This is a genomic window from Rhodothalassium salexigens DSM 2132 (assembly GCF_004341375.1).
GTDB lineage: Bacteria > Pseudomonadota > Alphaproteobacteria > Sphingomonadales > Rhodothalassiaceae > Rhodothalassium > Rhodothalassium salexigens.
The window spans coordinates 71,956-97,388 of sequence record NZ_SLXO01000005.1; the positions used below are offsets into that span (position 1 = coordinate 71,956).

Sequence of the window (25,433 nt, forward strand, 5' to 3'; positions counted from 1 at the left end):
TATGAGCACGTTGGTAAGCCTGATCCTGGCGCTCGCCCTGTTGGTGGCGGCCCTGGTCATGAGCGGACAGCCACTGGCCTATCTGAACGCCGTGGGACTGGTGGTGGTGGTCGCCGGCTCGGCGGCGGTAACCGCGGTCAGTTTTCGGCCGGCGGAGCTGGCCGCCCTGCCCGGCGCGCTGGCGCGGCTGGCGTTCGGGCACGCGCCCGACGCCGGCCATGCCGGTGTCCAGGCGCTGGAACTGGCCGAGGAATCGCGCCGCGACGGCATCCTGGCGCTGGAGCGCTCGCTGCCCCTGGTCGACGAGCGCTCGCTGCTCGGCACCGGGTTGGCGCTGTTGATCGACGGCGCCACGCCCGAGGATGTGGACGCGCACATGGCCCGCGAGGCGGCGACCTGGAACGCCAAGGATCTGTTCGCGGTCGACGTGCTGCGCCGGCTGGGCGAGGTGGCGCCGGCGATGGGGCTGATCGGTACGCTCATCGGGCTGGTCAACATGCTGACCTCGCTCAACGATCCCAGCACCATCGGCCCGGCCATGGCGATCGCGCTGCTGACCACCTTCTACGGCATCGTGCTGGCCCACATGGTGATGATCCCGCTGGCCACCAAGGTGCAGCGCGCCGCCGACGAGACCGCCCAGGTCAACGAGGTTTACAGGCTGGCGATGAGTTCGATCGGGCGGCAGGAAAACCCGCGCCGTCTGGAAATGGCCATCAACGCGATCCTGCCGCCGGCCCGCCGGATCGCCTATTTCGATTGATCCCGGTCGGCCAGGGAACGCCCGTGCGGCAAGCCGGGCGCCGAACCGAAACCGCCGGATGACAGGCCGGATGAGGAGACGAAGATGCGGTTGATCATTGTCGGCACGTTGAACGGCCAGTTGGGCGCGGCGAGCCAGATCGCCATGGACAATGGCGCCCAGGTCACCCATGCCCCCGACGCCGAACAGGCGTTCTCGCTGTTGCGCAGCCGCGGCGCCGACCTGTTGATGGTCGATGTGGCGCTGGACATCAAGCCGATCATCGCCGACCTGCGCGCCGAGCATTTCTCGGTGCCGGTGGTCGCCTGCGGTATCGGCACCGATGCCCGGTCGGCCGCCCAGTCGATCCGCGACGGCGCCAAGGAATACATCCCGCTGCCGCCCGAGGCCGAATTGATCGCCGCGGTGCTCGAAGCGGTGGCCGAGGACAGCAAGTCGTTCATCTTCGAAGACCCGAACAGCCTGGCGGTGGTCAAGCTGGCCGAACAGGTGGCGCGTTCGGACGCCAGCATCCTGATTACCGGCGAAAGCGGCACCGGCAAGGAGGTGTTCGCGCGCTACGTGCACGAAAAGTCGAACCGGTCGCGCAAGCCCTTCGTCTCGGTCAATTGCGCGGCAATCCCTGAGAACCTGCTGGAAAGCGAGCTGTTCGGCCACGAAAAGGGCGCCTTCACCGGCGCGGTGGCGCGGCGCATCGGCAAGTTCGAGGAAGCCGACGGCGGCACGCTGTTGCTGGACGAAATCTCCGAGATGGACATCCGCCTGCAAGCCAAGCTGCTGCGCGCCATCCAGGAACGCGAGATCGACCGGGTCGGCGGCAACAAGCCGGTCAAGGTCAATATCCGCATCGTCGCCACGTCGAACCGCGACCTGGCCCATGAGGTGCGCGAGGGCACGTTCCGCGAGGATCTGTTGTTCCGCCTCAATGTGGTCAATCTGCGGGTGCCGCCGCTGCGCGACCGGCCCGCCGACATCGTCGCCCTGGCCCAGCATTTCGCCAAGAAGTACGCCGAAGCCAACGCCATGCCCGACCGGCCGATCGCCGCCGACACCATGGGGTTCCTCAAGCGTCACCGCTGGCAGGGCAATGTGCGCGAGTTGGAAAACACCATGCACCGCGCGGTGCTGCTGGCCCAGGGCGACGAGATCGGCCCGGACGCCATCATGCTGCCCGACGGTAGCCGTCCCGAAGGCGTCGAAGCAACGGCCCCGGCGGGCGGCAGCGACAGCGCCGACCATCGAGCCAATAGCGCCGCCGCCGACGGCGACGCCGGCGCGCAAGCCCTGGTCGGCAAGACCGTCGCCGAGGTGGAACAGGAATTGATCATCGACACGCTCAAGCACTGCCTGGGCAACCGGACCCATGCCGCCAACATTCTCGGCATCTCGATCCGGACCCTGCGCAACAAGCTCAACCAGTACGAGGCGGCGGGGCTGTCGGTGCCGCAGCCCGGCTGGGGCGACAAGACGCCGGTCTGACCGGCCCGGCGGATCGGCCGCGCCCGGGGGGCGTGAACCCCGGCGGCCCTTGAGAGGAACACGCAATGAGTGACGCAGCGGGCGACAACGCCCCGGCCCAGGCCGGCACCGACGCCCAAGGCGGCGGCCGGCGCGCGCCGTCGGTCGATCTGGGCAAGCTGGTCCGCAACCTGTCCAACACCGAGGTGATGGTACCGGTGGGGCTGGTGGTGATCCTGGTGATCATGATCCTGCCGATGCCCAGTTGGCTGCTGGACTTCGCGCTGACCGGCTCGTTCACGCTGTCGGTGCTGATCCTCATGCAGACCCTGTTCATCCGCAAATCCACCGAATTGTCGGCGTTTCCGGTGATGCTGCTGGTCGCCACCCTGATCCGCCTGGCGCTCAACGTGGCGTCCACCAAGCTGATCCTGGGCAAGGGCCACGAAGGCACCGACGCCGCCGGCCAGGTGATCCAGTCGTTCGGCATGTTCCTGATGAGCGGCAATGTGGTGCTGGGCATCATCGCGTTCGCGATCCTGGTGATCATCAACCTGATGGTGGTCACCAAGGGGGCGACCCGGGTCGCCGAGGTGGCGGCGCGCTTCACCCTCGACGGCATGCCGGGCAAGCAGATGGCGATCGACGCCGACATGTCCGCCGGCCTGATCGACGAGGAACAAGCGCGCCAGCGGCGCGAGGAATTGCAGCAGGAGGCGACCTTCTTCGGCGCCATGGACGGCGCGTCCAAGTTCGTCCGCGGCGACGCCATGGCCGGCATCCTGATCACCTTGATCAACATCGTCGGCGGCATCGTCATCGGCGTGGTGATGAACGATCTGAGCTTCGGCGAGGCGACCAGCCGCTACACCATCCTGACCGTCGGCGACGGGCTGGTCACCCAGATCCCGGCGATCATGATCTCGATCGCGGCCGGCATCCTGGTCACCAAGGCGGGCGTCGACGGCCACACCGACCAGGCGCTGGTCCAGCAATTGTCCAACTACCCCAAGGGGGTGGCCATCGCATCGGGGATGATCCTGGCGCTCGGCCTGCTGCCCGGCCTGCCGTTCGTGCCGTTCGTGACCCTGGGCGGCGGCCTGGCCTACGGCGCCTGGGTGATCCACAAGCGCACCCAGACCCAAGAAGCCGAGACGGTGGCGGCCGAGGCGGCGCAGGCGCTCGAACCTGCGGCCCCGAAAGAAGAGCCGATCACCACCGCGCTGGCGCTCGACCAGGTGCGGCTCGAACTGGGCTATGGGCTGTTGCCGCTGATCAACGAGGAACAGGGCTTCCGGCTGACCGATCAGATCAAGGCGCTGCGCCGGCAACTGGCCAGCGACTACGGCTTCGTCATGCCCTCGGTGCGCATCCTCGATAATATGAACCTGGACCCCAACACCTATCTTTTGAAGATCAAGGAAGCGGTGGTCGGCGACGGCCAGGTCAAGCCGGGCATGCTGCTGGTCATGGACCCGACCGGCCAGCAGGTGGCGCTGCCGGGCGAGACGACCACCGAACCGGCATTCGGCCTGCCCGCCACCTGGGTCGACGGCACCATGCGCGAGGAAGCCAATTTCCGCGGCTACACGGCGGTCGACGCCGCCACAGTGGTGACCACCCATCTGACCGAGATCGTCAAGGACAATATGCCCGAGCTGTTGTCCTATGCCGAAACCCAGAAGCTGCTGGACGACCTGCCGCGCGAACACCAGAAGCTGGTCGAGGACATGATCCCGACCACGGTCACCGTGGCCGGCGTGCAGCGGGTGTTGCAGACGCTGTTGGGCGAACGGGTGTCGATCCGCGACCTGCCGACGATCCTGGAAGGCATTGCCGAGGCCACCAGCTTCACCAATTCCGCGGTGATGATGGCCGAGCATGTGCGCGCCCGGCTGGCCCGCCAGATCAGCCACGACAATGCCGGCCCGCAAGGCTTTATCCCGCTGTTGATGCTGTCGCCGCAGTGGGAACAGGCGTTCGCCGAGAACCTCACCGGCCCGGGCGAGGACAAGCAATTGTCCATGCCGCCGAGCAAGGTGCAGGAATTCATCGGCGCCGTACGCCAGGCGTTCGACAATGCCGCCAACCAGGGCGAGAGCCCGGCGCTGCTGACCAGCCCGGGCGTGCGGCCCTATGTCCGCTCGATCGTCGAGCGGTTCCGACCCGCGACCGTGGTGCTGTCGCAGGCCGAAATCCACCCCAAGGCCAAAATCCGCACGCTGGGGCAAGTCTGATGTATCCATGCTTCCCGCCGTCGCCCCGCTGTCGTAGGGCGCGCCCATGAGGCTCAAGACCTTCAACGCCCGGACCATGTCCGACGTGATGACGCGGGTGCGCACCGAGATGGGCCCCGACGCGATCATCGTGTCGATCGACCAGAACGACAAATCGGGCGTGCGCGTCACCGCCGCGGCCGAGGGCGGCGGCTATGGCGGCGGCGGCAGCGAGACCGGCACCCACACGGTGTCGATCCCCGGCGCCGACGGTGCCGCCGGCGACCTGACCGCGCGCACCGAATTCGGCACCACCGAGCGCTATTACGACACCGCCGAATTGACCGCGATCTTCAGCCATCACGGCGTGCCCTACGAACTGGCCGCACGCTTGCAGGAGGCCGCCACCGCCAACGACGCCGCCTCGCTGGTCGAGGCGCTGGCGCTGGCGCTCGAAACGGTGATCCCGGTGTCGCCCATGGCGCTGGCCCAGGAAACGCCGATCATGCTGGTCGGCGCGCCCGGGGTCGGCAAAAGCATCACCTGCGCCAAGCTGGCCGCCGAGGCACGGCTCAACGGCAAGACCGTGCGCCTGATCTCGTCCGACGCGGTCAAGTCGGGCGGCATCGAGCAGTTGGGCCGCCTGGCCGACCTGATGCAGATCGAGTTGGTGCTGGCGCTCGACGAGGCGTCGCTGCGCCACGCCGCCGCAAAGGCGCGCGAGGAGGCCGACTTGACGCTGATCGACACCACTGGCACCAATCCCTTCAATATCGAGGAGTTGCACGACCTGGCCCGGCTGGTGCGCGCGTCGCAGGCCGAGCCGGTGGCGCTGATGGCCGCCGGGCTCGACCCGCAGGACGCCGCCGACGTCAGCGAGGTGTTCGCCTCCATGGGCGCCCGGCGGCTGATCGTCACGCGGCTCGACACGGCGCGGCGCTTCGCCAGCGTGCTGTCGGCGGCGCGCGCCGGACCGTTGGCGCTTGCAGGCGTCTCCCGCTCGCCCTATGTGGCTGATGGGGTGGAGACTCCGAGCTACATGGCCCTGGCGCGTTTGCTTGCGGCCCTGCCCTTTTCCGCCTATCCTGACAAGAAACCGGAGCGGATCGCTTGATGACCGCCGTGCAGCAGCAACTGACGCCTGAGAAGAAGCTGATCACCGTCGCCTCGGGCAAGGGCGGTGTGGGCAAGACGTGGTTCTCCGTGACCCTCACCCAAGCGCTTGCCGAACAGAGCGAGCGCGTGTTGTTGTTCGATGGCGACCTCGGCCTGGCCAATGTGGACATCCAGTTGGGCCTGATGCCGCGCTACGACATCGGCCACATCATCAACGGCGCCCAGGACATCGGCTCGGCGGTGACGCCGTTCAACGACGGCGCGCGCGCCGGCAATGGCGGCTTCGACATCCTGGCCGGCAAGTCGGGCTCGGGCGCCTTGGGCGCCATGTCGCGCGAACGGCTGCTCAGCGTGCGCAGCCAGTTGATCCAGGCCGCCAACCAGTATGACCGGGTGGTGCTGGACATGGCCGCCGGGGTCGACAATTCGGTGCTGGTGCTGTCCCAGCATCGCGGCATCATCCTGGTGGTGATGACCCCCGACCCGACATCGCTGACCGACGCCTATGCGTTCATCAAGATGCTGACCATGCGCCTGCCCGATGCCGACATCCGCATCGTGGTCAACGCCGCCAGTTCGCAAAAGGAAGGCGAGCGGATGTACGAGGCGATCCGCCGCGCCTGCCAGGGCTTCCTGAAGATCTCGCCGCCCTTGGCCGGGGTGGTCAAGTTCGACAACAAGGTGCGCGACGCGATCCGCCACCAGACGCCGATCCTGACCCGCCACCCCAATTCGGTCGGCGGCGCCTCGGTGGTCGAACTCGCGCGCGGCCTGCGCAGCGGCGTCCCGGCCTGAGCCCCCCGATGGCCCGGTTCGACCAGGACGACCGCGACGACGCCCCCGAACCGGCGGACCCCGAACCGGCGGACGACGACCGCCCGGCGGCGTTCGGACATCCGCCGCTGCACGACCCGCACCTGAAGGCCCGGCGCGCTCATCTGACCACCGGGGCAAGCCCGCTCGGCGGCCATGCCTGTTCGGTGGCACTGACCCTGTCGCTGCCGCTCGGCGCGCTCACCGCGCCGGCCGAGGCCGATCTGGTCTATGTGCCGGCGCGCCTGGTGCTCGACCCGGCGAGCCTCGACGCCTATGGCGTGGCGTTGTGCGCGGAGGCGACGACCGGCGCCGTCGACCTGCACCGCCTGGCCGCGACCATCGCCGCCGACCTGGCCGACGCCGTGCTGCCGCGCTATCTGCACGTGCGCCTCGCCGCCGAAACCGGCCCGGGCGTGCGCGCGGAAGTACGCGTGGAAGACCGTCAACCCGGTTGGCACGGCACGGTTCCGGGGCCGGCGCCCGGCGCCGCGGCGGCCCTCGAAGGCTGAAACCGGCAGCGTTTCCCCGCTTGTGACCGCCGGTTCGGCGGTCTAAGACCGACCCGGCGGCCTCGGCGCCATGGCGTCGGCGCCTTTGGACGCGCCGCGCCGGCCTGGGCGCCGCCGCCCCGGACCGACGCGGCAGCGTCACGCTGGGTTGCACCGCCACGAGCCGCATCCCACGCTGTCGTCCGTTCCCCCCCTCTATCGGACGGGAAGAGGGGCAAGGCTGACCGTCCCGTCGTCGCCCGTCCGCCCCGGAGCCGTCATGGTCAACGCCCTGCTGTTTGTCGCCTGCTCGCTCATCTGGGGCTCCACCTGGTACGCGATCGAATTCCAGTTGGGGGCCGTGCCGCAAGCCTGGTCGGTGGCCTATCGCTTCGCCGGCGCCGGGCTGATCTTGATGGGCGTTTGCCTGGCCCGTCGGGTGCGGCTGACCTGGCGCCCGGCCGACCACGCGCTGTTCGCCGCCGTCGGGCTGTTTCTGTTCTCGGCCAATTATCTGTTCGTCTATCTGGGCACCGGCTATCTGACCTCGGGCCTGGTGGCGGTGGCGTTTTCCGCCTTGTCGGTGTTCAACCTGGTCAATGGCCGGCTTTATCTGGGCCAGCGGATCTCCGGCGCCACGGCGGCGGGGGCGGGCGCCGGCCTGGGCGGGGTGGTGCTGCTGTTCTGGCGCGAGGTGAGCGCCTTTTCGCTTGCCGACGACACGCTGGTCGGGCTGGCGCTGATCCTGGTGGCGGGCTATCTGGCGTCCACCGGCAACACGCTCCTGGCCGCCGAGCGCACCCGCCGGGTGCCCGGTCTGGCGCTCAATGCCTGGGCGATGCTCTATGGCGGCGGGGCGATGGCGCTCGCCGCGCTGATCTGGAAGGGGCCGCCGGTGATCGACACCAGCCCCGCCTATCTCCTGTCCTATGCCTATCTGGTGATCGCCGGCTCGGTGCTGACCTTCACCATGTATCTGGTGCTGGTGCAGCGCGAGGGCTTGGCGCGCGCCGGCTATGTGGCGGTGATGACGCCGCTGGTCGCCCTGCTGATCTCGACCCTGTTCGAGGGCTATACCTGGCACGCCACCGGCTTCGCCGGCATCGCGCTGGTGCTGCTGGGCAATCTGCTGATCAAGCGACCGACCCGGCGGTTGCGGCAAACCCGCAACACCGCCCCGAACACCGCCCCGGACACCGCCCGGCAGGACGGCGCGGACGGCGGCGGCACGACACCGGCGCCGCTTGCCAACCCCGCCGCCCCCAAAGACCGCCAGGCCTCCTGAGCCTGCGGAGCCCCCTGAGCCACAGAAGCCCCGCGAGCCACCGAAGCCCGATCAGTCGCCGCCGGTCAAGCGGCCGTGGACCTCGTCGAGCGCACTTTCGAGCACGCTGACCGTGTGTTCGATCTCGGCGTCATTGACCACCAGGGGCGGGCACAGCACCAGCGCGTTGCCCACCGGGCGCACCACCACGCCCTGCATGAGCGCGGCGTTGCTGATCTGACCGCACACCCCCTGGTCGAGCGGATATTGCCGGCGCGTCGCCTTGTCGGCGACCAGTTCGATGCCGGCGGCCAGGCCCTCGCCGCGTACCTCGCCGACCAGCGGATGGTCGGCCAGGCTTTGCAGCCGGTCCTGGAAGCGCGGGCCCAAGCTCTCGCGTACCGTGTCGAGCAGGTATTCCTGGGCCAGGATCTCGATGTTCTTGAGGCACAGGCCGGCGACCACCGGGTGGCCCGAGGTGGTGAAGCCGTGTTGGGTGACGCCGCCCTCGGCCAGCACCTCGGCCACATGGTCGGCGACCATCGCCGCGCCCACGGGCTGATAGCCCGACGACATGCCCTTGGCCAGACAAACGAAATCGGCCTCGATCCCGAGCTTGGGGTGATAGACCCACTCGCCCATGCGGCCGAAGCCGGTGACCGTCTCGTCGACCGCGATCAGAATGTCGTGGGCTTTGGCGATGCGCTGCAATTCCGCCCAATAGGCCGGCGACGAGAACACCACGCCGGCGCCCACCTGCACCGGCTCGACGAACAGCAAGCCGATGCGGTCGGCGCCGATGCGCTCCACCTTGGCTTCGAGCGCGCGCGCGCAGGTGAGCGCGAAGTCTTCGGGGCTTTGGTCGCCGCCATTGCGATACCAGGCGGTCGACGGGATGTGGTGCACGCCGTCGAGCGGCAGACCATAGGCCTGGTGCATGGCCGGCAGGCCGTTGAGGCTGGCGGTCATCAGGGTCGAGCCGTGATAGGCGTATTCGCGCGCCACCACCTGGATCTTTTCGGGCTTGCCCTTGAGCCGCCAATAGGCGCGCGCCAGCTTGACGATCGTCTCATTGGCCTCGGAGCCCGAATTGGTGAAGAAGCTCTTGTTGAGATGACCGGGTGTCATCTCGGACAGCTTCTTGGCCAGCACCGCCGTGTAGGGGTTCGTGGCCCCCTGGAAGGTATGGTAGAAACTCAACTCGCCGACCACCTGGGCGGCGCGCTCGGCCATGTCCTCGCGCCCATAGCCGATGTTCACGCAGCCGAGCCCGGCGACCATGTCGAGCAATTGTATCCCGGTCTCGACGAACAGCCGGGTGCCCTTGGCCGCCGTGACCACCAGCGGCCCGTGCTGCTTGAGCGCATTGTCGTCGGTGAACGGGTGCAGGTGGTGGGTCAGGTCCGCCTGCTTGATCAGATTGAGTTGCTGCTGCCGGGTGTCGGCGGCGGAATCCTGCGCCATTCATGGTCTCCTGCGCGTTGGGTCTGCGGGCCGGGATCGGCGCCCGGCCTGGAAAAGTAGTCTCGGCTCAAGGGTCCGGGGCCAGCGGTCCGGCCGCCGGATCGTGACGGGTCAGACCGATTTCGTCCAGGTCCGCCTGTTCGGCCCGGTCGGCGGCGCGCTTGGCCGCGTCCTCCTGGCGGTCGAGCATGATCTCGTAGCGCTTGGCCTCTTCGAAGATCTGGCGGATTTCTTCGGCCTTGGCCTCGGCCTCGCGCTCCAGGGCGGCGACCCGCTCGGCGAGGGCGGCGCGCCGGTCCATGGCGGCGCGGGCGAAGGCGGGATAGGCCATGCGCGCCATGGTGTCGGCTTGGGCGAACACCGCCTCGTCGGCCATCTGCTGCGCCAGCGCCTCGGACTGCCCCTGCGCCTGGTCGATCCGGGCGTAGATCTCCGCCTGTTCGCGGCGCTTTTCGTCAAGCTGCTGGCGGCTCAGCCGGATCAGTTGGCGCAGGGTGCGCTTCATGCCGCCGCCTGGCCGGCGAGGATCTGGGCCAGCCGGCGATAGCCCTCGTCAAGAGGCGTGCCCTCGTCCTTCGACTGGCCGAGAAACGCGTCGAGTGCCGGATAGAGGTCGATCGCCCGGTCCACATCGGCATTGCTGCCCCGGCGATAGGCGCCGAGCCGGATCAGTTCCTCCATATCGTCATAGTCCGACAACAGCCGGCGCGCAGCCCGCACCAGCTGGTTTTCCTCGTCGGTGTTGCACGCCGGCATGGTCCGCGACACCGAGCGCAGCACGTTGATCGCCGGATAGCGGCCGCGCTCGGCGATCTTGCGATCCATGACGATATGGCCGTCGAGGATGCCGCGCACCGCGTCGGCGACCGGCTCGTTATGGTCGTCGCCCTCGACCAGCACGGTGAACAGGCCGGTGATGTTGCCGGTGCCGGGGACGCCCGGGCCGGCGCGTTCCAACAGCCGCGGCAGTTCGGAAAACACCGTCGGGGTATAGCCCTTGGACGCCGGCGGCTCGCCGCCCGCCAGGCCGATCTCGCGTTGGGCCATGGCGAACCGGGTGACGCTGTCCATCAGACACAGCACCTCATGGCCCTGGTCGCGGAAATACTCGGCCACCGCCATGGTGGTATAGGCCGCCTGGCGGCGCATCAACGCCGGCTCGTCCGAAGTCGCCACCACCACGACGCTGCGTTTGAGCCCCTCCGGGCCCAGATCGTCCTCCAGAAACTCCTGCAACTCGCGGCCGCGCTCGCCGATCAGGCCGAGCACGATCACATCGGCGCGGGTGTAGCGCGCCAGCATCGACAACAGCACCGACTTGCCGACGCCCGAGCCCGCGAAGATGCCCATGCGCTGACCGCGGCAACAGCTGGTGAAGGTGTTGAGTACCCGCACGCCCAGATCGAGCTTGGCGCCGACCCGCTGGCGGTCGCTGGCGCGCGGTGGCTGGCGGCGCAGCGGGAACGCCACGTCGCCGCGCGCCAATGGCCCGGCACCGTCGACCGGCCGCGCGAGCCCGTCGATCACCCGGCCGAGCCAGGCCGGCGACGGCAGGATCGCCTGCTGGGTGTCGAGCACGAACGCCCGGCAGCCGACGCCGACGCCGTCGAGCCCGGCATAGGGCATGGCGACCGCGCGATCATCCTTGAAGCCGACCACCTCGGCCGGGATCACCTGGCCGTCGCGGGCCTCGATCTCGACCCGGCTGCCCACCGACAGCGCACGTTCGGCGCCGCGGATTTCCACCAGCAGGCCCTGCACACTGGCGACCCGACCGAAGGTGCGCACCGGCGTCAAGGCCGCCACGTCGCGGGCCAGAAGATCCAATCGCGATGTCATCGCCGCTGCGCATCTCCACCGATCCAGCCGCCGGCCTGCTACCATGCAGACCCGCGGGCATGTTTCTCCGCAGCATACCCTGCACCGAGACGGTTAATCCTCTCTAAATGCTGAGACGCCGCAAGAAAGTCTTGCCAAGCTGTCCGGCTATTTATTAACATGCTAGGTAAATATTAATTGACGATGACGACATCCCGGCTTTCGATCCCGGGCGCTGCGCGTCGAGACAGCCAACGGAGCACGACCATGCGTGTGTTGCTGGTGGAAGACGATCCGACGACCGCCAAGAGCATCGAATTGATGCTGTCCGCCGAGGGATTCAATGTCTATGCGACGGATCTGGGCGAAGAGGGGCTCGATCTGGGAAAGCTATATGACTACGACATTATTCTGCTCGATCTGAACCTGCCGGACATGCACGGCTACGACGTGTTGCGCAAGCTCCGCATGTCCAAGGTCAATACCCCGATCCTGATCCTGTCCGGCCTGAACGAAATGGACCACAAGGTTAAGGGGCTGGGGTTCGGTGCTGACGATTATTTGACAAAACCGTTTCACAAAGAAGAGCTGGTGGCGCGCATCCACGCCATCGTGCGGCGCTCCAAGGGGCATTCCCAATCGGTCATCCGCACCGGCAAGCTGAGCGTCAATCTCGACACCAAAACGGTGGAGGTCGACAGCCAGCGGGTGCACTTGACCGGCAAGGAGTACGCCATGCTGGAGCTGCTCAGCCTGCGCAAAGGGACGACCCTGACCAAGGAGATGTTCCTCAACCATCTCTACGGCGGCATCGACGAACCCGAGCTCAAGATCATCGACGTGTTCATCTGCAAGCTGCGCAAAAAGCTGTCGGCAGCCACCGACGGCATCAATTATATCGAAACCGTGTGGGGGCGCGGCTATGTGCTGCGCGATCCGAACGCGACCGACGACGCTGCCATGCTTGACGAGGCCGCCCAAGCCTGATCGGCCCACTCTGGCCGCTCCTGGCTGCCGGCCCCGGCGGTCGAATGCGACCAGCCCGGCCTGCCCCGCCCCCCCAATGGCGCCGGCGCGATCTGGTCCCCCCAAGGGCGCCGGGGACCATCTGCCACCTGTGATCGGGCGATCGGATCGGGCCGGTTTAGCCGGCCGCGCCGGCGGTCCGTGTGTCGCTGCGGCCACGCGCTGCCACCCGGGCAGGGCCGCGACAAGGGTCGACTGCAAAGAAGGCCCCCAGCCAGTCGCCGCGTTATCCGCCATCGGCTGCGCGCCGGGTCGCCGGGCGGGTGCCACAGACCAGGGCGGCGGGCGAGTGCAACGCACGGGGCGCCCATGCCGCGGCGCGTCGCCACCGATCCCGTCGGCGGCGGCTCGCGTCAGGACGCGGGGCTGTAGAGCCCGCGTTGGCCCTTGACCGGGCGGAACCGTTCGGTAATGCCCAGCACGGTTTCCGCGGCGCCAAGGAACAAGAATCCGTCCGACGGCATGGTGCCGTGGATCTTCTCCAAGGTCTCCGCCTTGCGCGTGGTGTCGAAGTAAATCAACACGTTACGGCAGAACACCACGTCAAACCGCCCGAGCCCGGAGAACCGGTCCAACAGATTGAAGTTGCGGAACTGCACCATGTTGCGGATCTCGGGCTTGAGAAGCCAGCTCTCGCCTTCCTGATCGAAATACTTCATCAGCAGTTGGATCGGCAGCCCGCGCTGCACCTCGAACTGGCTGTAGCGACCGGCCTTGGCCTTGGCGAGCACATGATCGGCGATATCCGTGGACAGGATCTCGAAGGTCCAGCCGGCCCATTTGTGCTGGCGTTCCTTGAGCATCATCGCCAGCGAATACGGTTCCTGGCCGGTCGACCCGGCGGCGCACCAGATGCGGACGCGCTTCTCCCGCGCCCGCCCCTGGGCCATCGCCGGCAACACCACCTCATCGAACAGCTTGAACGGCGTCTGATCGCGGAAGAAGAACGATTCGTTGGTGGTCATGGCGTTGGTGACGTCGCGCTTGAGCTGCTCGTCACCGCGGGTGCGCAGGCGCTGGATCAAGTCGTCGAGCCCATTGAGCCCGAGCCGCCGCGCCAGCGGCGTCAACCGGCTCTCCAGCAGATAGACCTTGTCGGGCGTCAACATAAGGCCGGACCGCTCGCTCAACATCTTGGCCAGAAACTCAAAGTCCGCGGTCTTCATGCCGGTGCCCTTTCAATAAAACGCGACAAGGCGGTCTGCATCTCCGCCAAGGGCAGCACCTTGTGGCACAGCCCCGCCGTCGCGACCGCCCCGGGCATGCCCCAGACGACACTGCTTGCCTCGTCCTGGGCGAACAGTGTGCCGCCGGCATTGACCAACTCGCGCGCGCCGCGCAGGCCGTCGTGCCCCATGCCGGTCAGAACCAAACCCAGCGCCCGGTCACCATAGACCCGGGCGACCGACCGGAACATGGGATCGACCGCCGGGCGGCAGAAATTCTCGGGGGGGTCCTGGTTGCATTCGGCGACCACCGACGTGCCGTCCTGACGCACCACCATGTGATAATTGCCCGGCGCCACCAGGATTTCGCCGGCAACCACCCGATTGGGCCCGCTCTGCGTCGCCTCGCGCGTCGGCATACCGCTGGCGCGCCCAAGATGGTCGGCCAGGATGCTGGTGAACGTCGCCGGCATGTGCTGAACGATCAGCACCGGGACGGTGCGCGCGATCTTGAAGTCGTCGAACAGTTTGATCAGCGCTTGCGGTCCGCCGGTCGACGCACCGATCGCCAGAATCGTCGGTCGCTGACGCGACGCGCCGCGCAGTTCCACCGGCTTGGACCGGTCGACCACCTCGCTGCGCACACCCGCCGGCGTCGCCCCGGGCCGGGCGGCTGGACGGGCGGCGGCAGGGCTCGAACCGCGACCGGCGCTGCGCACGAACGAGGCCGGACCGCGGCCGCGAAAGCTGCTTGGCGTGCGGCCCTCGTCGGGCAGCGGTTCGCCCCGGTCCTTGCGCCGGGCCGATGCATAAGCGCGGACCTTCTCGACGATCTCGCGGCGGAAATCCACATTGGCGTTGACCTCGCGGTTGGACTCGGGCTTGGGCACATAGTCCACAGCCCCGGCCCGCAAGGCGCGCAGCGTGATCTCGGCATTGTGCTTGGTCAGCGTCGACGCCATCACGATGCGCAGGTCGGGCACCTCGGCGAGCAGCTTGGGCAGTGCCGTCATGCCGTCCATCTGCGGCATTTCGATATCCAGCAACACCACTTCGGCGCCGGAGCGCTTGATGTTGCGCACCGCCATCTCGCCATTGGCGGCGGACGCCACCACCTTGACCTTCGGATCCTCTTCGAGAAAACGGGTCAGAAAGCCGCGAATCACCGCGCTGTCGTCAACCACCATGACCCGATACGGGCCAGGCTCGGACGCCGCGTCTGACGTGCTGGGAGTCGTAGTTGGCACAGCGATCAATCCAGGAAGACCCAGGTCAAAGCAGACCGACCTGGGACAATTTGGCTTCCATGATCTCCCGGTCGAACGGCTTCATGATGTATTCATTGGCCCCGGCTTCCATGGCGACGCGGATGTGGCTCATATCGTTTTCGGTGGTACAGAACACGATCACCGGCTGGGCGATCCCTTCGCGCGCCCGGAGCGCCTTCAGGAATTCCAAGCCGTCCATCACCGGCATGTTCCAATCCAGCAACACCAGATCGGGCACGCTGGCGTCGCAGGCGGCAAGCGCCTGACGGCCATCTTCGGCCTCGGTGATCTCGAACGCCAGTTCTTCGAGAATACGGCGTGCCACGGTTCGGATGACTTTCGAGTCATCCACGACCAGACAGGTTTTCATTACGCCTCCTCGCGTTGGCCGCCCGCGGCCTCACACACCAGGGTCGCGCGCCAGCCCCATCCCTTGGGACGGGGTCAGGCCGCGGCTGCCGATTCGAAGTTGAACAGCTTTTCGACGTCCATGATCACGAGAAGTTCGGCCTCAAGACGGAAGATGCCGCGAGAAATCTCACGCCAACGGGGGTCCAATGTCACCGGATTCTTCTCCATATCGGCGTCGTTCAACGTCAGCACCTCGCCTACATTGTCGATCTGCAGGCTGTAGGACTCCTCGTTGTGTTCGACCACCACCGACATATCTTTGCTGCTGTCTTCGCGCAACTCAAGCCCCAGGCGCTGGCGCAGATTGATCGCCGTGACGATCCGGCCGCGCAGGTTGAGCACGCCGGCGACCCATTTGGGCGCCAGCGGAATCCGGGTCAGCTTCTGCGCGCCGAGCACATCGTGCACGCTGAGCACCGGGATGCCCAGAAGCTGGCCGGCCAGACGCACGGTGACATACTCCTGGGCGGCGTTGCTGACCACCGACAGACCGCCGCGTGTCGTGGTGGTGGGAAGCGTATCTCGGCCGGTGGTCATGCCGCGTCTCCGTGGAGTTTGAGCTGTTGCGACAGGCTGTGCAGCAGGGCGTCGCGGTCGAACTTGGCGATATAGTCGTCGAAGCCCACCTTGCGCCCGCGCTCAAGATGCTTGGGGCTGGCATAGCTCGACAGGGCGATCAGCGGCACATGGGCCCAAAGGCCGCCGCTCTTGACGATCTGGGCGAACTCGAAGCCGTCCATCTCGGGCATGTCGATGTCCGACACGATCAGGTCGAAGCGCTCGCCAGCCTCGCGCAGCTCCAGCGCCTGGCTGGCGCGGTCCACCGCCTTGACCCGATAGCCGGCCACCTGCAGCAGCGGCTTGAGCATGTTGCGGAAAAAGGCGCTGTCGTCGATCAGCAACAGCCGGGTCTGCTTGGCCGGCGGCGCGTCTTCCATGGTGTCGCGCGACCGCAGCCAATCCGAAAACGCCTTGCCCAGATAATAGCCCACATCGATCAATTCGGTGGCGTGGCCGTTGATGATCGCGCTGCCGACCATGCCGGCATGGTTGGAGGCCAACTTGATGTCCAGATCCTCTTCGACGATGTCGAGGATCTCGTCGACCGCCAGGCCCATGGTGTAGTCGCCGTCGGTGAACACGAGCACCGGCTGGCGGCCATCGTCGACCAACTTGGACAGTCCCTCGACCAGCACGACGGGCATCAGTGCACCCCGATACTGGACCATGAACTGGCCGTCGGACTCCTCGACCTCGGCGCGCTCGATGTCCTCAAGCCGCGCCACCAGCGACAAGGGCACCGCCTTCTGCCCGGCCGACCCGGCGCGGAACACCAGCAGGCTTTCCTTGTCACTGATCTGGTCGGCAGCGTCGAGCACGGCAGCCTCCTCCTGCTGGGCCTGCACCTCGCCGGTGTCGCCCAGATGGGCGCTGGCGTGATTGGCAACCCCATTGGGGTCCAGGATCATGATCACGCTGCCGTCGCCCAGGATCGTGTTGCCCGAATAGATGTCCAAATCCTTGAGGATCGGCGCCACCGGCTTGACGACGATTTCCTCGGTGTCGAACACCTGGTCGACCACCAGGCCGAAGGTGAACGCGCCGACCTGGGTGATCACCACGAAATCGTCGGGGTTTTCGCGCGCTTCGATCTCGGCGCGCGTGGTGAAGCCCAGGACCTCGTTGAGATAGACCAGCGGCAGCAGCCGGTTGCGCAGGCGCAGCACCGGGCTGTCCTTGATCCGCTCGATCCGGTGTTCCGAGCCCTCATTGGCACGCACCAGTTCGAGCACCGAGATCTGCGGGATCGCGAACCGCTCGCCAGCGGACTCGACGATCATCGCGGCGACGATGGCCAGCGTCAGCGGGATCTTGATCTGGAACGTGCTGCCCTTGCCCTCCACCGACGTCATGTCGATGGTGCCGCCGATCTTTTCGATGTTGGTACGCACCACGTCCATGCCGACGCCGCGGCCCGACACGTTGGTCACCTGAGCGGCGGTGGAAAAGCCGGCATGGAAGACGAATTTCTGGATCTGACCGTCGGTCATGTCCTCCAGTTCGGCTTCGCTGGCCAGACCCTTTTCCAGGACCTTCTTGCGCACCTTCTCGACCGAGATCCCTCCGCCATCATCGCTGATCTCGATGATGATATGGCCGCCTTCGTGGAAGGCGTTGAGATGGATGGTGCCGGTCTCGGACTTGCCGGCGGCGACCCGTTCGGCCGGGCTCTCGATGCCGTGGTCGGCCGAGTTGCGCACCATGTGGGTGAGCGGGTCCTTGATCAGTTCAAGCACCTGACGGTCGAGCTCGGTCTCGGCTCCCTTCATCTGCAGGTCGATCTTCTTGTCCAGATCGACGCTCAGGTCGCGCACGATCCGCGGCAGCTTCGACCAGGCATTGCCGATCGGCTGCATGCGCGTCTTCATGACGCCTTCCTGCAACTCACTGGTGGTCTGGCTCAATCGCTGAATTGGGATCGCGAAATCGCTGTCTTCCTGGTTGCGCACCAACTGCAGCAATTGGTTTCGGGTCAGGACCAATTCCGAGACCATGTTCATCAGGTCTTCAAGCAGGTCGAGCGACACCCGGATCGATTGGTTCTGGCCCTTCTTCTCGCCGCCCGCCTGGCGCGCCTGACCGGCCGGCGCAGCCTGGGTGGCGCTGGGCTTGGCGTGCTTGTCGCTGCCCGCCTTGATCGGGTCGCGCACCAGTTCAAGCGCCATCACCGCGTCGTCGCGGGTGTCGGCGTCGAGTTGGATCTCCTCCAGTACGTCCTTCACCAGCGTCGACAGAGCGTCGAAATTGCGATCCTCGAAACCGGGCCGCGTCACCAGCCCCTTGCCCACATTCTCCGCCGCCTTCTCGTCTTCCTTCAGCAGCGCGGTCAGCAGGCCGGTGAACTTGGCCTTCCGCACATCTTCGGGCACATCCTCGAAGAATTCGGCCAGTGCCGAATAGCGGCCGATCCGCTGCGCCAGAAGGTGTGCAGCCACCGAGACCGAGTCGGCCCCGCCGGCGCGATCGAACAAGCTGACCGCGCCCTGCGACGCGTCGCCGGGGCGGGTCTCGGTCAATGCGGTCGACGGCGCGGGCACGTCCTCAGGCCCCTCGGCCTCCAGGAACGCCCGTTCCAACTCGTCCAAACTCACTTCGCCCGGCTTCAACTCGCGCCCGAGCGTCGGATCCACCGCTTCGTCGCCTTTCGGCGCGCCGGCTTGGGGGGCGGACTTTGCGTCCTTGGCCGGCGCCGGAGCCGCTTCGGGCGCCTTGCCGTCGGCAATACTGTTGAGCTTGGCGACCAGATCATCGTCACTGCCGGCCGGCTCCTGGGCGCTCGCCTCAAGCTCCGCCAAGATCTCCTTGATCCGGTCCAGGCTTTGCAGCACGACGGTGATCGCTTCCCGCGTGACTGTCAATTCCTTGTCACGGAATTTACCAAGCACGTTCTCGGACGCGTGGGCCACCGTTTCGAGCCGCGGCAAACCGAGAAAGCCGCAGGTCCCCTTGATGGTATGGACGAGCCGGAAGATATTATCCAAAACGTCCGCGTTTTCGGGGTCTTGCTCCAGTTTCACGAGCTCGACGTCGACCACCTCAAGGCTCTCTGCGGTCTCGGTGAGAAACTCGTTTAGCAGATCATCCATCACGCACCCTCTTACCGTCTGAGTCACGCAGGACCGCCCCGGACTCGCTTACATCGGACGCTCTTTGTGGGGAAAACAGGTTAAGATGATGTAAAATACCGATACGCCACGCGACCGTTTCTCAGCGGCGGAAGCGGCGGTTCGACCCGCCGCGGCCATGGGCGGCGACCGGCTCGGCTCCGGCGCCAGCATAGGCCGGGGACCGGGCTAGAGCACGGTCACCGTGAAGGCGATGCGACCGTCGGCGGGCTCGACCATATCCAGACGCGCGCCGATCTCGTCGGCGATTCGACGGGCCAGATAAGCCGGCGCGGCGCGGGCGTCCTCCAGCGACGGCGCCTGGCCGCGTTCGATGGCGGCACGGCTCGCCGGCGCGATCAGCACGCGCGCGCCTTCCGCCTCGATGGTCAGGCTCGCCGCGGCTTCGCGTCCGCGGATCGTCAGGCGGCCGCCGCGCAGCAGGCCCTCGCCCGCGATGATCGCCAGGTTGAGCAGGATCTTGGCCTGATCCTTCTCGATCGTCGCCCAATCAAGCTGCCAGACCAGATCAACCTTACTGCCAGCGAACAACCGGTCGAGCGTGGCCTGCACTTCCCGCGCATCGATCCGGGCCCCGAAGGCGGCGCCGGCCCCGAAGGCGAGACGGAAGAAATGCAGACGATTGGCGGTCTGCTGCGCGCTGCTCTCCAGCAGCGGCACCACCTGCTCCACCATGCTGGCATCCTGACCGTCTTCCGACAGGAGTTCGACGCCATTGGACAGTGCCCCGACCGGGCTTACCAAGTCGTGACAAAGCTTCGAACACAACAGCGCAGCCAAATCGGTGTCTTTCATCGCGGCAATCTCCCACGACCACTAGCCATGACATAGCCCCTGCCCGGCTTCAAGCGATCATTCCCAAGCCGGAGCGCCGACAAGACGAAACGAAGCCCGCCGCGATTGACACAGGGCGACCCCGTAGCTAGCGGTGAACATCCTGCCGCAACGCCGGTTCCTGCCGCATCGGAGACAGTTTATGACCGCCGCCGACCTTCGTGCCCTGCTCGACCAACTGGTCGCCCCCGTGATCGCCGCCGGTGCTGCGACGCTGGCGGTGCGCGCCGAGGGCATCGACGTGGACCAAAAGCAAGACGCCTCGCCAGTGACCGAAGCCGACCGCCGGGCCGAAGACATTCTGCTGCGCGCCCTGGCCGACATCGCGCCCGGCGCCCTGGTGGTCGCCGAGGAACGCGCGTCCAGCGAAGGCGTGCCCGACGCTGCCACCGGCGACTTCTGGCTGGTCGACCCGCTCGACGGCACCAAGGAGTTCATCCGCGGCGGTACCGACTTTACCGTCAACGTGGCGTTGGTCCGCGCCCGGCAGCCGGTCTTGGGCCTCGTCTACGCGCCCGCCGACGGCCGGCTTTATCTGGGCAGCACCGAGACCGGCGCCGCCTTCGCCCGGGTCGACGACGGCCAGCCGGGCGCGCGCCAACCGCTCAAGGCCCGCCCCCAGCCCGTCGACGCCGCCGCCATCAAGGTGGTCGCCAGCCGGTCGCACCGGACCCCTGAAACCGAAGCCTATCTGACCCACTACCCCAAGGCCGATTGCGTCTCGGTCGGCTCGTCGCTGAAATTCTGCCTGGTCGCCGAGGGCAGCGCCGACATCTACCCCCGTCTGGGCCCGACCATGGAATGGGATACCGCCGCCGGCGACGCCGTGCTGCGGGCGGCGGGCGGCGCGGTGATCGACGCCGCCGGACAACCGCTGGCCTATGCCAAGCCGGGCTTTCGCAACGGCTTCTTCGTCGCCTGGGGAGACGGCGACGCACCCCCGCCGCCGGCGCCCGACGCGGTGCTGGCCGCAAGCTGACCGGCCGGGCGCCGGACGACCACGACGTCCGCGCCCCCTCCAAGCGGCAAAACGCCGCCATCAAGGCAGCCGACCGACGCGTCGGGTGCCCCCTGGCCGCTCCACCAAGACCGCGTTTGCGCCAAATGCTTGTCGAAAGCGGCAAGTTTTGGGCCCATGGCGGCGTGAATGATACACTATAACGTGAACGGCGAGAGCCGGCGCGTGCCGGTGTCTTGGCCGCCCCACACACGATCATGAATTGGGAGAGCCATCATGCCGGGTCCAACCCCTTGCCTGCGCCTCTTGGGCGCCGCCCTGAGCCTTGCCGCCGCGCTGCCATGCGCCGCCCATGCCGCGACCGACGAGGCCGAGCCGGCCGCCGCCGCAGCCGACACCGCTGCCCTTGAAGCGCGGGCGCGCACGGCGATCAAGACCCTCGGCGGACAACTGGTGCAGGAACTCAAGGCCGCCATCGAGGCCGAAGGGCCGGTCCACGCCATCGACGTGTGCCACACCATCGCGCCGCGCATCGCCGACGAGACCAGCGCCCGTCAAAACCTCTCGGTGGGCCGCACCAGCCACAAGGTGCGCAACCCGAACAACCTCCCCGACGAATGGGAAACCGAGGTGCTGGACGCCTTTCTCGCCGCCGCCGAGGCCGGCACCCCGATTGCCACGCTGGAAAAAGCGGCCGTGGTCGACGGCGACGACGGCCGCCATTTCCGTTATATGAAGGGCATCCCCACCAAGCCGCTGTGCCTCAACTGCCATGGCGCCGACCTGACGCCGGAGGTCCAGGCGGCCATCGACGAGACCTATCCCCAAGACCGCGCCACCGGCTTCGCGGTCGGCGACCTGCGCGGCGCCTTCACGGTGTCGATCCCGCTCGACGCCGAGGACTGAGGCACCCCGCAGCCGACGGCGCCAACCGGGTACGCGGCCATCGATCGACGCAGAAGCGCCGTGTCGCCCGGTGTGCGGGCGGTGCGGGCGGTGCGGGCGGTGCGGGCGGTGCGGTGACCGCAACACAAGCCGCGGTCATCGACAACGGGCTTAATCGCCGGCCGCGCCCGCATCCCGATCCCCACCGGCGGAGCCGTCGCCAGGCTTGCCGTCGGGGGCGTCCCCGGAGGCGTCGCCCGGGCCAGGCGCTGACGCATCGCCAGCGGCCACATTGGCGGCCGCCCTGGCCAGCGGCACCATGGCCTCGGCGAACCCCGGGCCCAGCCCCGCCACCCGGCCATAAACGCCCAGATTGTGCCGCGCGGCCGCCCGGGCCTCGACCGCCGTCGGCGGCGATCGGCGCGGTTCGCCGGCGGCGTCCAGAGCGGCGCCGAGCCGGGCGAGGTCGCCCTGTTCGGCCTGCTCGAGAATCAATTCGGTCCGTTTCAGGGCGGCATAAGCGGCGGCGCCGCCGGCCGAGCGGTCCCGCCAATCCCGGGCGCGACGCCGCGCGGTGCGCACCGGGATCACCACCTCGCGCCGCCAGGCTTCGGTCGCCGCCAGCAGATCGGCGAGCGCCCGGTCGCCGAGCCGCACCCCCCGTTCGGCACCAAGCCAGCAGCACAGCAGCAACGGATTGACGTCGACACCGGCCTCGTCCTGGAGCGTCAGGCAGAGTTCGGCCACCCCCGGCCGGCCATAGAGCGCCAGCGAGAACGCCCAGAAGGCGGCCGCCCCGGGATCGTCAGGCGGCGCCGGCAAGGCGCTGTCGGGCGGGGGACCGGATACCTCAGCCATCGCTCAACCGGCGTCGCGCACGGTGCCCCGGGCCGCGCCGACCCACCGCTCGGCCAGCCCCAAGTCCAGGTCGAACAGGTCCAAGACCCGCACCGCCGTCTGGGTCACCATGGCGTCGATGCTGGCCGGTCGAGCGTAGAGCGCCGGCATCGGCGGGGCGACGATGGCGCCGAGCCGGCACGCCGCCGCCATGGCCTCGCAATGCCCCAGATGCAACGGCGTTTCGCGCGGCATCAGCACCAGCCGGCGGCGTTCCTTCAGCACCACGTCGGCAGCGCGGGTCAGCAGGTCGTCGGCCAGGCCGTGGACGATGCCGGCCAGGTTCTTCATCGAACAGGCGGCAACGATCATGCCGTCGGTGCGGAACGACCCGCTGGCCACCGACGCCGCGATATCGGTGTTCTTGTGCACCACATCGGCGAGCGCCTCGACCTCGGCCAGCGGCCAGTCGGTCTCGAGGCCGACATTCATGCGCGCGGTCTTGGACATGACCAGATGGGTTTCCACCTCCGGGGCGTCGCGCAGCACCTCCAACAGCCGGATGCCATAGAGCGCGCCGCTCGCGCCACCGATGCCGATGATCAATCGCATTGTCAGCCCTTTCTACGGTCCGGCCGACTGTGTTGCGCGCCCGACCCTTGCCGATCAAGCAAAACAGCACCGCCCGGCCAAGCCGTCGCAGCCGGGTCACCGCGCGCCCATGGCCGCTCGGCGCCGGCAGCGCGCCCCGGAGCGAACGCCGCGCTGCACGTCGGCGATCATCAGCACCGCTATTGCTTGAAGATTAATGCTTTTGCCCGCCATGACACCATTTGTTCGCAATGCGCGAGTCGCCACCGAATGATCGCGTATCGATGAGACATGAGCGCGCGGTTTACCGGCGTGAAGAGGCGCTGTATCTGAAGCGCTTAGCCCAATGCCCAAACGCTGATATGACCGAGCCGGTTGATTTCCCTAACAAACTCTGTACACTCGCCGCTGTCCGGCTAGGGATCGGGCATTCACGCATGTCGCATTTTTGTAACGAGCGTGTGAGCGTCTTTCACTCTCCCCTTACGCTCTCTCTGTGCGCCTGAAACGATTACTTGACCGAAACACTTGTTCCGGCGGCGCCTCGCTCGTTCTACTGACGACATATTGAATAGGAGAACCTAGTATGGCGAATGACGGCTCGCCGGTCGCAGGTGCGACCACCGAACAGCCGAAACCGTCTGCGGCGAAAGAATCCAACTTCTACCAGAAGCAGTACGTCAGCAGCTTCGTGGAAAAGTGGGATGAGCTGATTGATTGGGATTCGCGTTCCAAGACGGAAGGTCAGTTTTTCATCGATCTTCTGAAGGAACAGGGGAAAGAAACCGTTCTCGATGTCGCCACCGGCACCGGCTTTCATACCGTGCGCCTGGTCGAGGCGGGTTTCGATGTGACCAGTTGCGACGGCAATGCCGAAATGCTCGCCAAGGCGTTCGAGAACGGCAAGGCCCGCGGCCACATCCTCAAAACCGTCCAAGCCGACTGGCGCTGGTTGAACAAGGACATCCAGGGCAAGTACGACGCGATCATCTGCCTGGGCAACTCGTTCACCCACCTGTTCAGAGAAGTCGACCGGCATCGCGCCCTGGCCGAGTTCTATGCCGCGCTGAAGCATGACGGCATCCTGATCATCGACCAGCGCAATTACGACCAGATGCTGGATGACCGCGAGTATTCGTCCAGCCACAAATTTTACTATTGCGGCGAACAGGTCTCGGCAGCGCCCGACCTGCTTGAAGACAATCTGGCTCGGTTCAAGTACGACTTCCCCGATGGATCGTCTTACCACTTGAACATGTTCCCGTTGCGTCGTCAGTATGTGGCTGACCTACTCAAGACGCACGGCTTCCAGACCATCACCACATACAGCGACTTCCAAGAAACCCACAAGACTGAAGATCCGGACTTCTTCATTCATGTGGCGAAAAAGGAGTATGTGGCTGATGACTGAAGCGGCGGTTGATTCCAAAGGCAGTCAGGCTGCCCAAACCTATTATGACAGCGACGACGCCGACCGCTTCTATTCCGCAGTCTGGGGCGGTGAGGACATCCATATCGGTCTTTATGAGCCGGGCGAAACCGACATCAAGGGTGCCTCGGTCAAGACCATGGAGCGAATGCTGAAAAGCCTTGGCGGCCTGTCGGCGGACGATCGTGTCGCCGACCTCGGTGCCGGCTATGGCGGCGGCGCGCGGCACTTGGCCAAGCGCTTCGGCTGTACGGTCGAGTGCATCAACATCTCGCGCACGCAAAACGCCTACAACCAGCGCCTGAACAAGGAGCAGGGCCTCGACGACAAGGTGATCGTCCGCCATGGCAGCTTCGAGCACGTGCCGGCCGACGACGCCAGCTTCGACGTGGTGTGGAGCCAGGATGCGTTCCTGCACTCCGACCGGCGCGACCAGGTGATGGCCGAATGCTGGCGGATCCTGAAGCCCGGTGGCCAGTTGATCTTTACCGATCCGATGGAAGCCGACGACGCCGATCGCGCCGCCCTGCAACCGGTCTATGACCGCATCCACCTGGAAAATCTGGGCTCGATCGGTTTCTACCGGCAGGTCTGCAAGGAACTGGGCTTCGAGGAGGTCAAGGTCGACAACCTGACCCCGCATTTGGGGCGCCACTACTATCAGGTCCGCGAGCACCTCAAGGCGCGGTATGACGAACTCAAGAACGTCATCGACCCGACCTATATGGACCGGATGATCGAGGGCCTGACCCATTGGGTGACCAAGGAGCAGGAAGGCCAACTCGCCTGGGGTATCCTGCATTTCCGCAAGCCGGCCGCCTAAACCGGCCACCCCATCGAGCCAGCGGCCCGGCGCGCACGAACGGCGCGCCGGGCCTTTTTTTGTGCCCCCGCGCCGGCACCACAAAAAACGGGGCGGTCCGAAGACCGCCCCGCGCC

General features: G+C 66.8%; 23 protein-coding genes. 12 read left to right on the top strand and 11 right to left on the bottom strand.

The window, feature by feature from the left end; genetic code table 11:
* The first annotated feature begins 1 nt into the window (after position 1).
* The 7 genes from EV659_RS08100 (at position 2) to EV659_RS08130 (ending at position 8,142) form a co-directional block, all read left to right on the top strand.
* The gene (locus EV659_RS08100) at positions 2-763 is read left to right on the top strand and encodes a motility protein A (RefSeq protein ID WP_132708374.1); all 762 of its coding nucleotides are present in this window, start codon (positions 2-4) and stop codon (positions 761-763) included.
* An 84-nt stretch (positions 764-847) separates the two neighbouring features.
* Entirely contained in the window at positions 848-2,242 is a 1,395-nt protein-coding gene (gene flbD / locus EV659_RS08105; protein WP_132708375.1) for a sigma-54-dependent transcriptional regulator FlbD, read from the top strand.
* Positions 2,243-2,307: 65 nt separating this feature from the next.
* On the top strand, positions 2,308-4,458 hold the full coding sequence (gene flhA / locus EV659_RS08110) for a flagellar biosynthesis protein FlhA (protein ID WP_132708376.1): 2,151 nt from the start codon (positions 2,308-2,310) through the stop codon (positions 4,456-4,458).
* 46 nt (positions 4,459-4,504) lie between these two features.
* The gene (locus tag EV659_RS08115; RefSeq protein WP_132708377.1) at positions 4,505-5,551 is read left to right on the top strand and encodes a flagellar biosynthesis protein FlhF; all 1,047 of its coding nucleotides are present in this window, start codon (positions 4,505-4,507) and stop codon (positions 5,549-5,551) included.
* Positions 5,551-6,348, top strand: a complete 798-nt coding sequence (locus EV659_RS08120; RefSeq protein ID WP_132708378.1) for a nucleotide-binding protein — start codon at positions 5,551-5,553, stop codon at positions 6,346-6,348. The genes EV659_RS08115 and EV659_RS08120 overlap by 1 nt, the downstream gene beginning before the upstream one ends.
* Before the next feature lie 8 nt (positions 6,349-6,356).
* Positions 6,357-6,878, top strand: a complete 522-nt coding sequence (locus EV659_RS08125; protein ID WP_132708379.1) for a hypothetical protein — start codon at positions 6,357-6,359, stop codon at positions 6,876-6,878.
* 259 nt (positions 6,879-7,137) lie between these two features.
* Entirely contained in the window at positions 7,138-8,142 is a 1,005-nt protein-coding gene (locus EV659_RS08130) for a DMT family transporter (protein WP_165878794.1), read from the top strand.
* Positions 8,143-8,193: 51 nt separating this feature from the next.
* On the opposite strand, the gene EV659_RS08135 is transcribed toward EV659_RS08130, so the two are convergent.
* The 3 genes from EV659_RS08135 to fliI form a co-directional block, all read right to left on the bottom strand.
* Positions 8,194-9,585: an aminotransferase gene (locus EV659_RS08135; RefSeq protein ID WP_132708381.1), complete on the bottom strand. Its 1,392-nt coding sequence runs from the start codon at positions 9,583-9,585 to the stop codon at positions 8,194-8,196.
* 67 nt (positions 9,586-9,652) lie between these two features.
* Positions 9,653-10,090 (bottom strand): flagellar FliJ family protein, encoded by a 438-nt coding sequence (locus EV659_RS08140; protein ID WP_132708382.1) that lies wholly within the window; start codon positions 10,088-10,090, stop codon positions 9,653-9,655.
* Positions 10,087-11,424, bottom strand: a complete 1,338-nt coding sequence (fliI, locus tag EV659_RS08145; RefSeq protein ID WP_132708383.1) for a flagellar protein export ATPase FliI — start codon at positions 11,422-11,424, stop codon at positions 10,087-10,089. The genes EV659_RS08140 and fliI overlap by 4 nt, the downstream gene beginning before the upstream one ends.
* A gap of 246 nt (positions 11,425-11,670) precedes the next feature.
* Here fliI and ctrA point away from each other — a divergent pair, with 246 nt between their 5' ends.
* Entirely contained in the window at positions 11,671-12,390 is a 720-nt protein-coding gene (gene ctrA, locus EV659_RS08150; RefSeq protein WP_132708384.1) for a response regulator transcription factor CtrA, read from the top strand.
* A 392-nt stretch (positions 12,391-12,782) separates the two neighbouring features.
* Here the strand turns inward: ctrA and EV659_RS08155 are convergent, their stop codons facing one another.
* The 6 genes from EV659_RS08155 to EV659_RS08185 all read right to left on the bottom strand — a co-directional run bounded on the left by EV659_RS08155 (position 12,783) and on the right by EV659_RS08185 (position 19,755).
* Positions 12,783-13,595: a CheR family methyltransferase gene (locus EV659_RS08155; protein ID WP_132708385.1), complete on the bottom strand. Its 813-nt coding sequence runs from the start codon at positions 13,593-13,595 to the stop codon at positions 12,783-12,785.
* Positions 13,592-14,782: a protein-glutamate methylesterase/protein-glutamine glutaminase gene (locus EV659_RS08160; protein WP_132708386.1), complete on the bottom strand. Its 1,191-nt coding sequence runs from the start codon at positions 14,780-14,782 to the stop codon at positions 13,592-13,594. Before EV659_RS08160 ends, EV659_RS08155 begins: the two co-directional genes overlap by 4 nt.
* Positions 14,783-14,867: 85 nt before the next feature.
* The gene (locus EV659_RS08165; protein ID WP_132708387.1) at positions 14,868-15,233 is read right to left on the bottom strand and encodes a response regulator; all 366 of its coding nucleotides are present in this window, start codon (positions 15,231-15,233) and stop codon (positions 14,868-14,870) included.
* Between the two features lie 74 nt (positions 15,234-15,307).
* On the bottom strand, positions 15,308-15,811 hold the full coding sequence (locus EV659_RS08170) for a chemotaxis protein CheW (RefSeq protein ID WP_132708388.1): 504 nt from the start codon (positions 15,809-15,811) through the stop codon (positions 15,308-15,310).
* Complete coding sequence (locus EV659_RS08175) at positions 15,808-18,921, bottom strand: chemotaxis protein CheW (protein ID WP_200287903.1); 3,114 nt, start codon at positions 18,919-18,921, stop codon at positions 15,808-15,810. The genes EV659_RS08170 and EV659_RS08175 overlap by 4 nt, the downstream gene beginning before the upstream one ends.
* Before the next feature lie 207 nt (positions 18,922-19,128).
* The gene (locus EV659_RS08185; RefSeq protein WP_132708389.1) at positions 19,129-19,755 is read right to left on the bottom strand and encodes a histidine phosphotransferase family protein; all 627 of its coding nucleotides are present in this window, start codon (positions 19,753-19,755) and stop codon (positions 19,129-19,131) included.
* 181 nt (positions 19,756-19,936) lie between these two features.
* Between EV659_RS08185 and cysQ the strand changes: the two genes are divergently transcribed.
* Positions 19,937-20,773, top strand: coding sequence for a 3'(2'),5'-bisphosphate nucleotidase CysQ (cysQ, locus tag EV659_RS08190; protein ID WP_132708390.1), 837 nt, complete (start codon positions 19,937-19,939; stop codon positions 20,771-20,773).
* 255 nt (positions 20,774-21,028) lie between these two features.
* The gene (locus EV659_RS08195) at positions 21,029-21,658 is read left to right on the top strand and encodes a Tll0287-like domain-containing protein (protein ID WP_132708391.1); all 630 of its coding nucleotides are present in this window, start codon (positions 21,029-21,031) and stop codon (positions 21,656-21,658) included.
* Between the two features lie 150 nt (positions 21,659-21,808).
* Here the strand turns inward: EV659_RS08195 and EV659_RS08200 are convergent, their stop codons facing one another.
* Both EV659_RS08200 and EV659_RS08205 read right to left on the bottom strand, forming a co-directional pair.
* Positions 21,809-22,495 (bottom strand): TIGR02444 family protein, encoded by a 687-nt coding sequence (locus EV659_RS08200; protein WP_132708392.1) that lies wholly within the window; start codon positions 22,493-22,495, stop codon positions 21,809-21,811.
* Between the two features lie 3 nt (positions 22,496-22,498).
* Positions 22,499-23,086 (bottom strand): UbiX family flavin prenyltransferase, encoded by a 588-nt coding sequence (locus tag EV659_RS08205; RefSeq protein ID WP_132708393.1) that lies wholly within the window; start codon positions 23,084-23,086, stop codon positions 22,499-22,501.
* 565 nt (positions 23,087-23,651) lie between these two features.
* Here EV659_RS08205 and EV659_RS08210 point away from each other — a divergent pair.
* Together EV659_RS08210 and EV659_RS08215 are read left to right on the top strand one after the other, a co-directional pair.
* Positions 23,652-24,476 (top strand): glycine/sarcosine N-methyltransferase, encoded by an 825-nt coding sequence (locus tag EV659_RS08210; RefSeq protein WP_132708394.1) that lies wholly within the window; start codon positions 23,652-23,654, stop codon positions 24,474-24,476.
* A complete protein-coding gene (locus tag EV659_RS08215; protein WP_132708395.1) occupies positions 24,469-25,317 on the top strand; it encodes an SAM-dependent methyltransferase in 849 nt (282 codons plus the stop codon). Before EV659_RS08210 ends, EV659_RS08215 begins: the two co-directional genes overlap by 8 nt.
* The last annotated feature ends 116 nt before the right edge of the window (positions 25,318-25,433 follow it).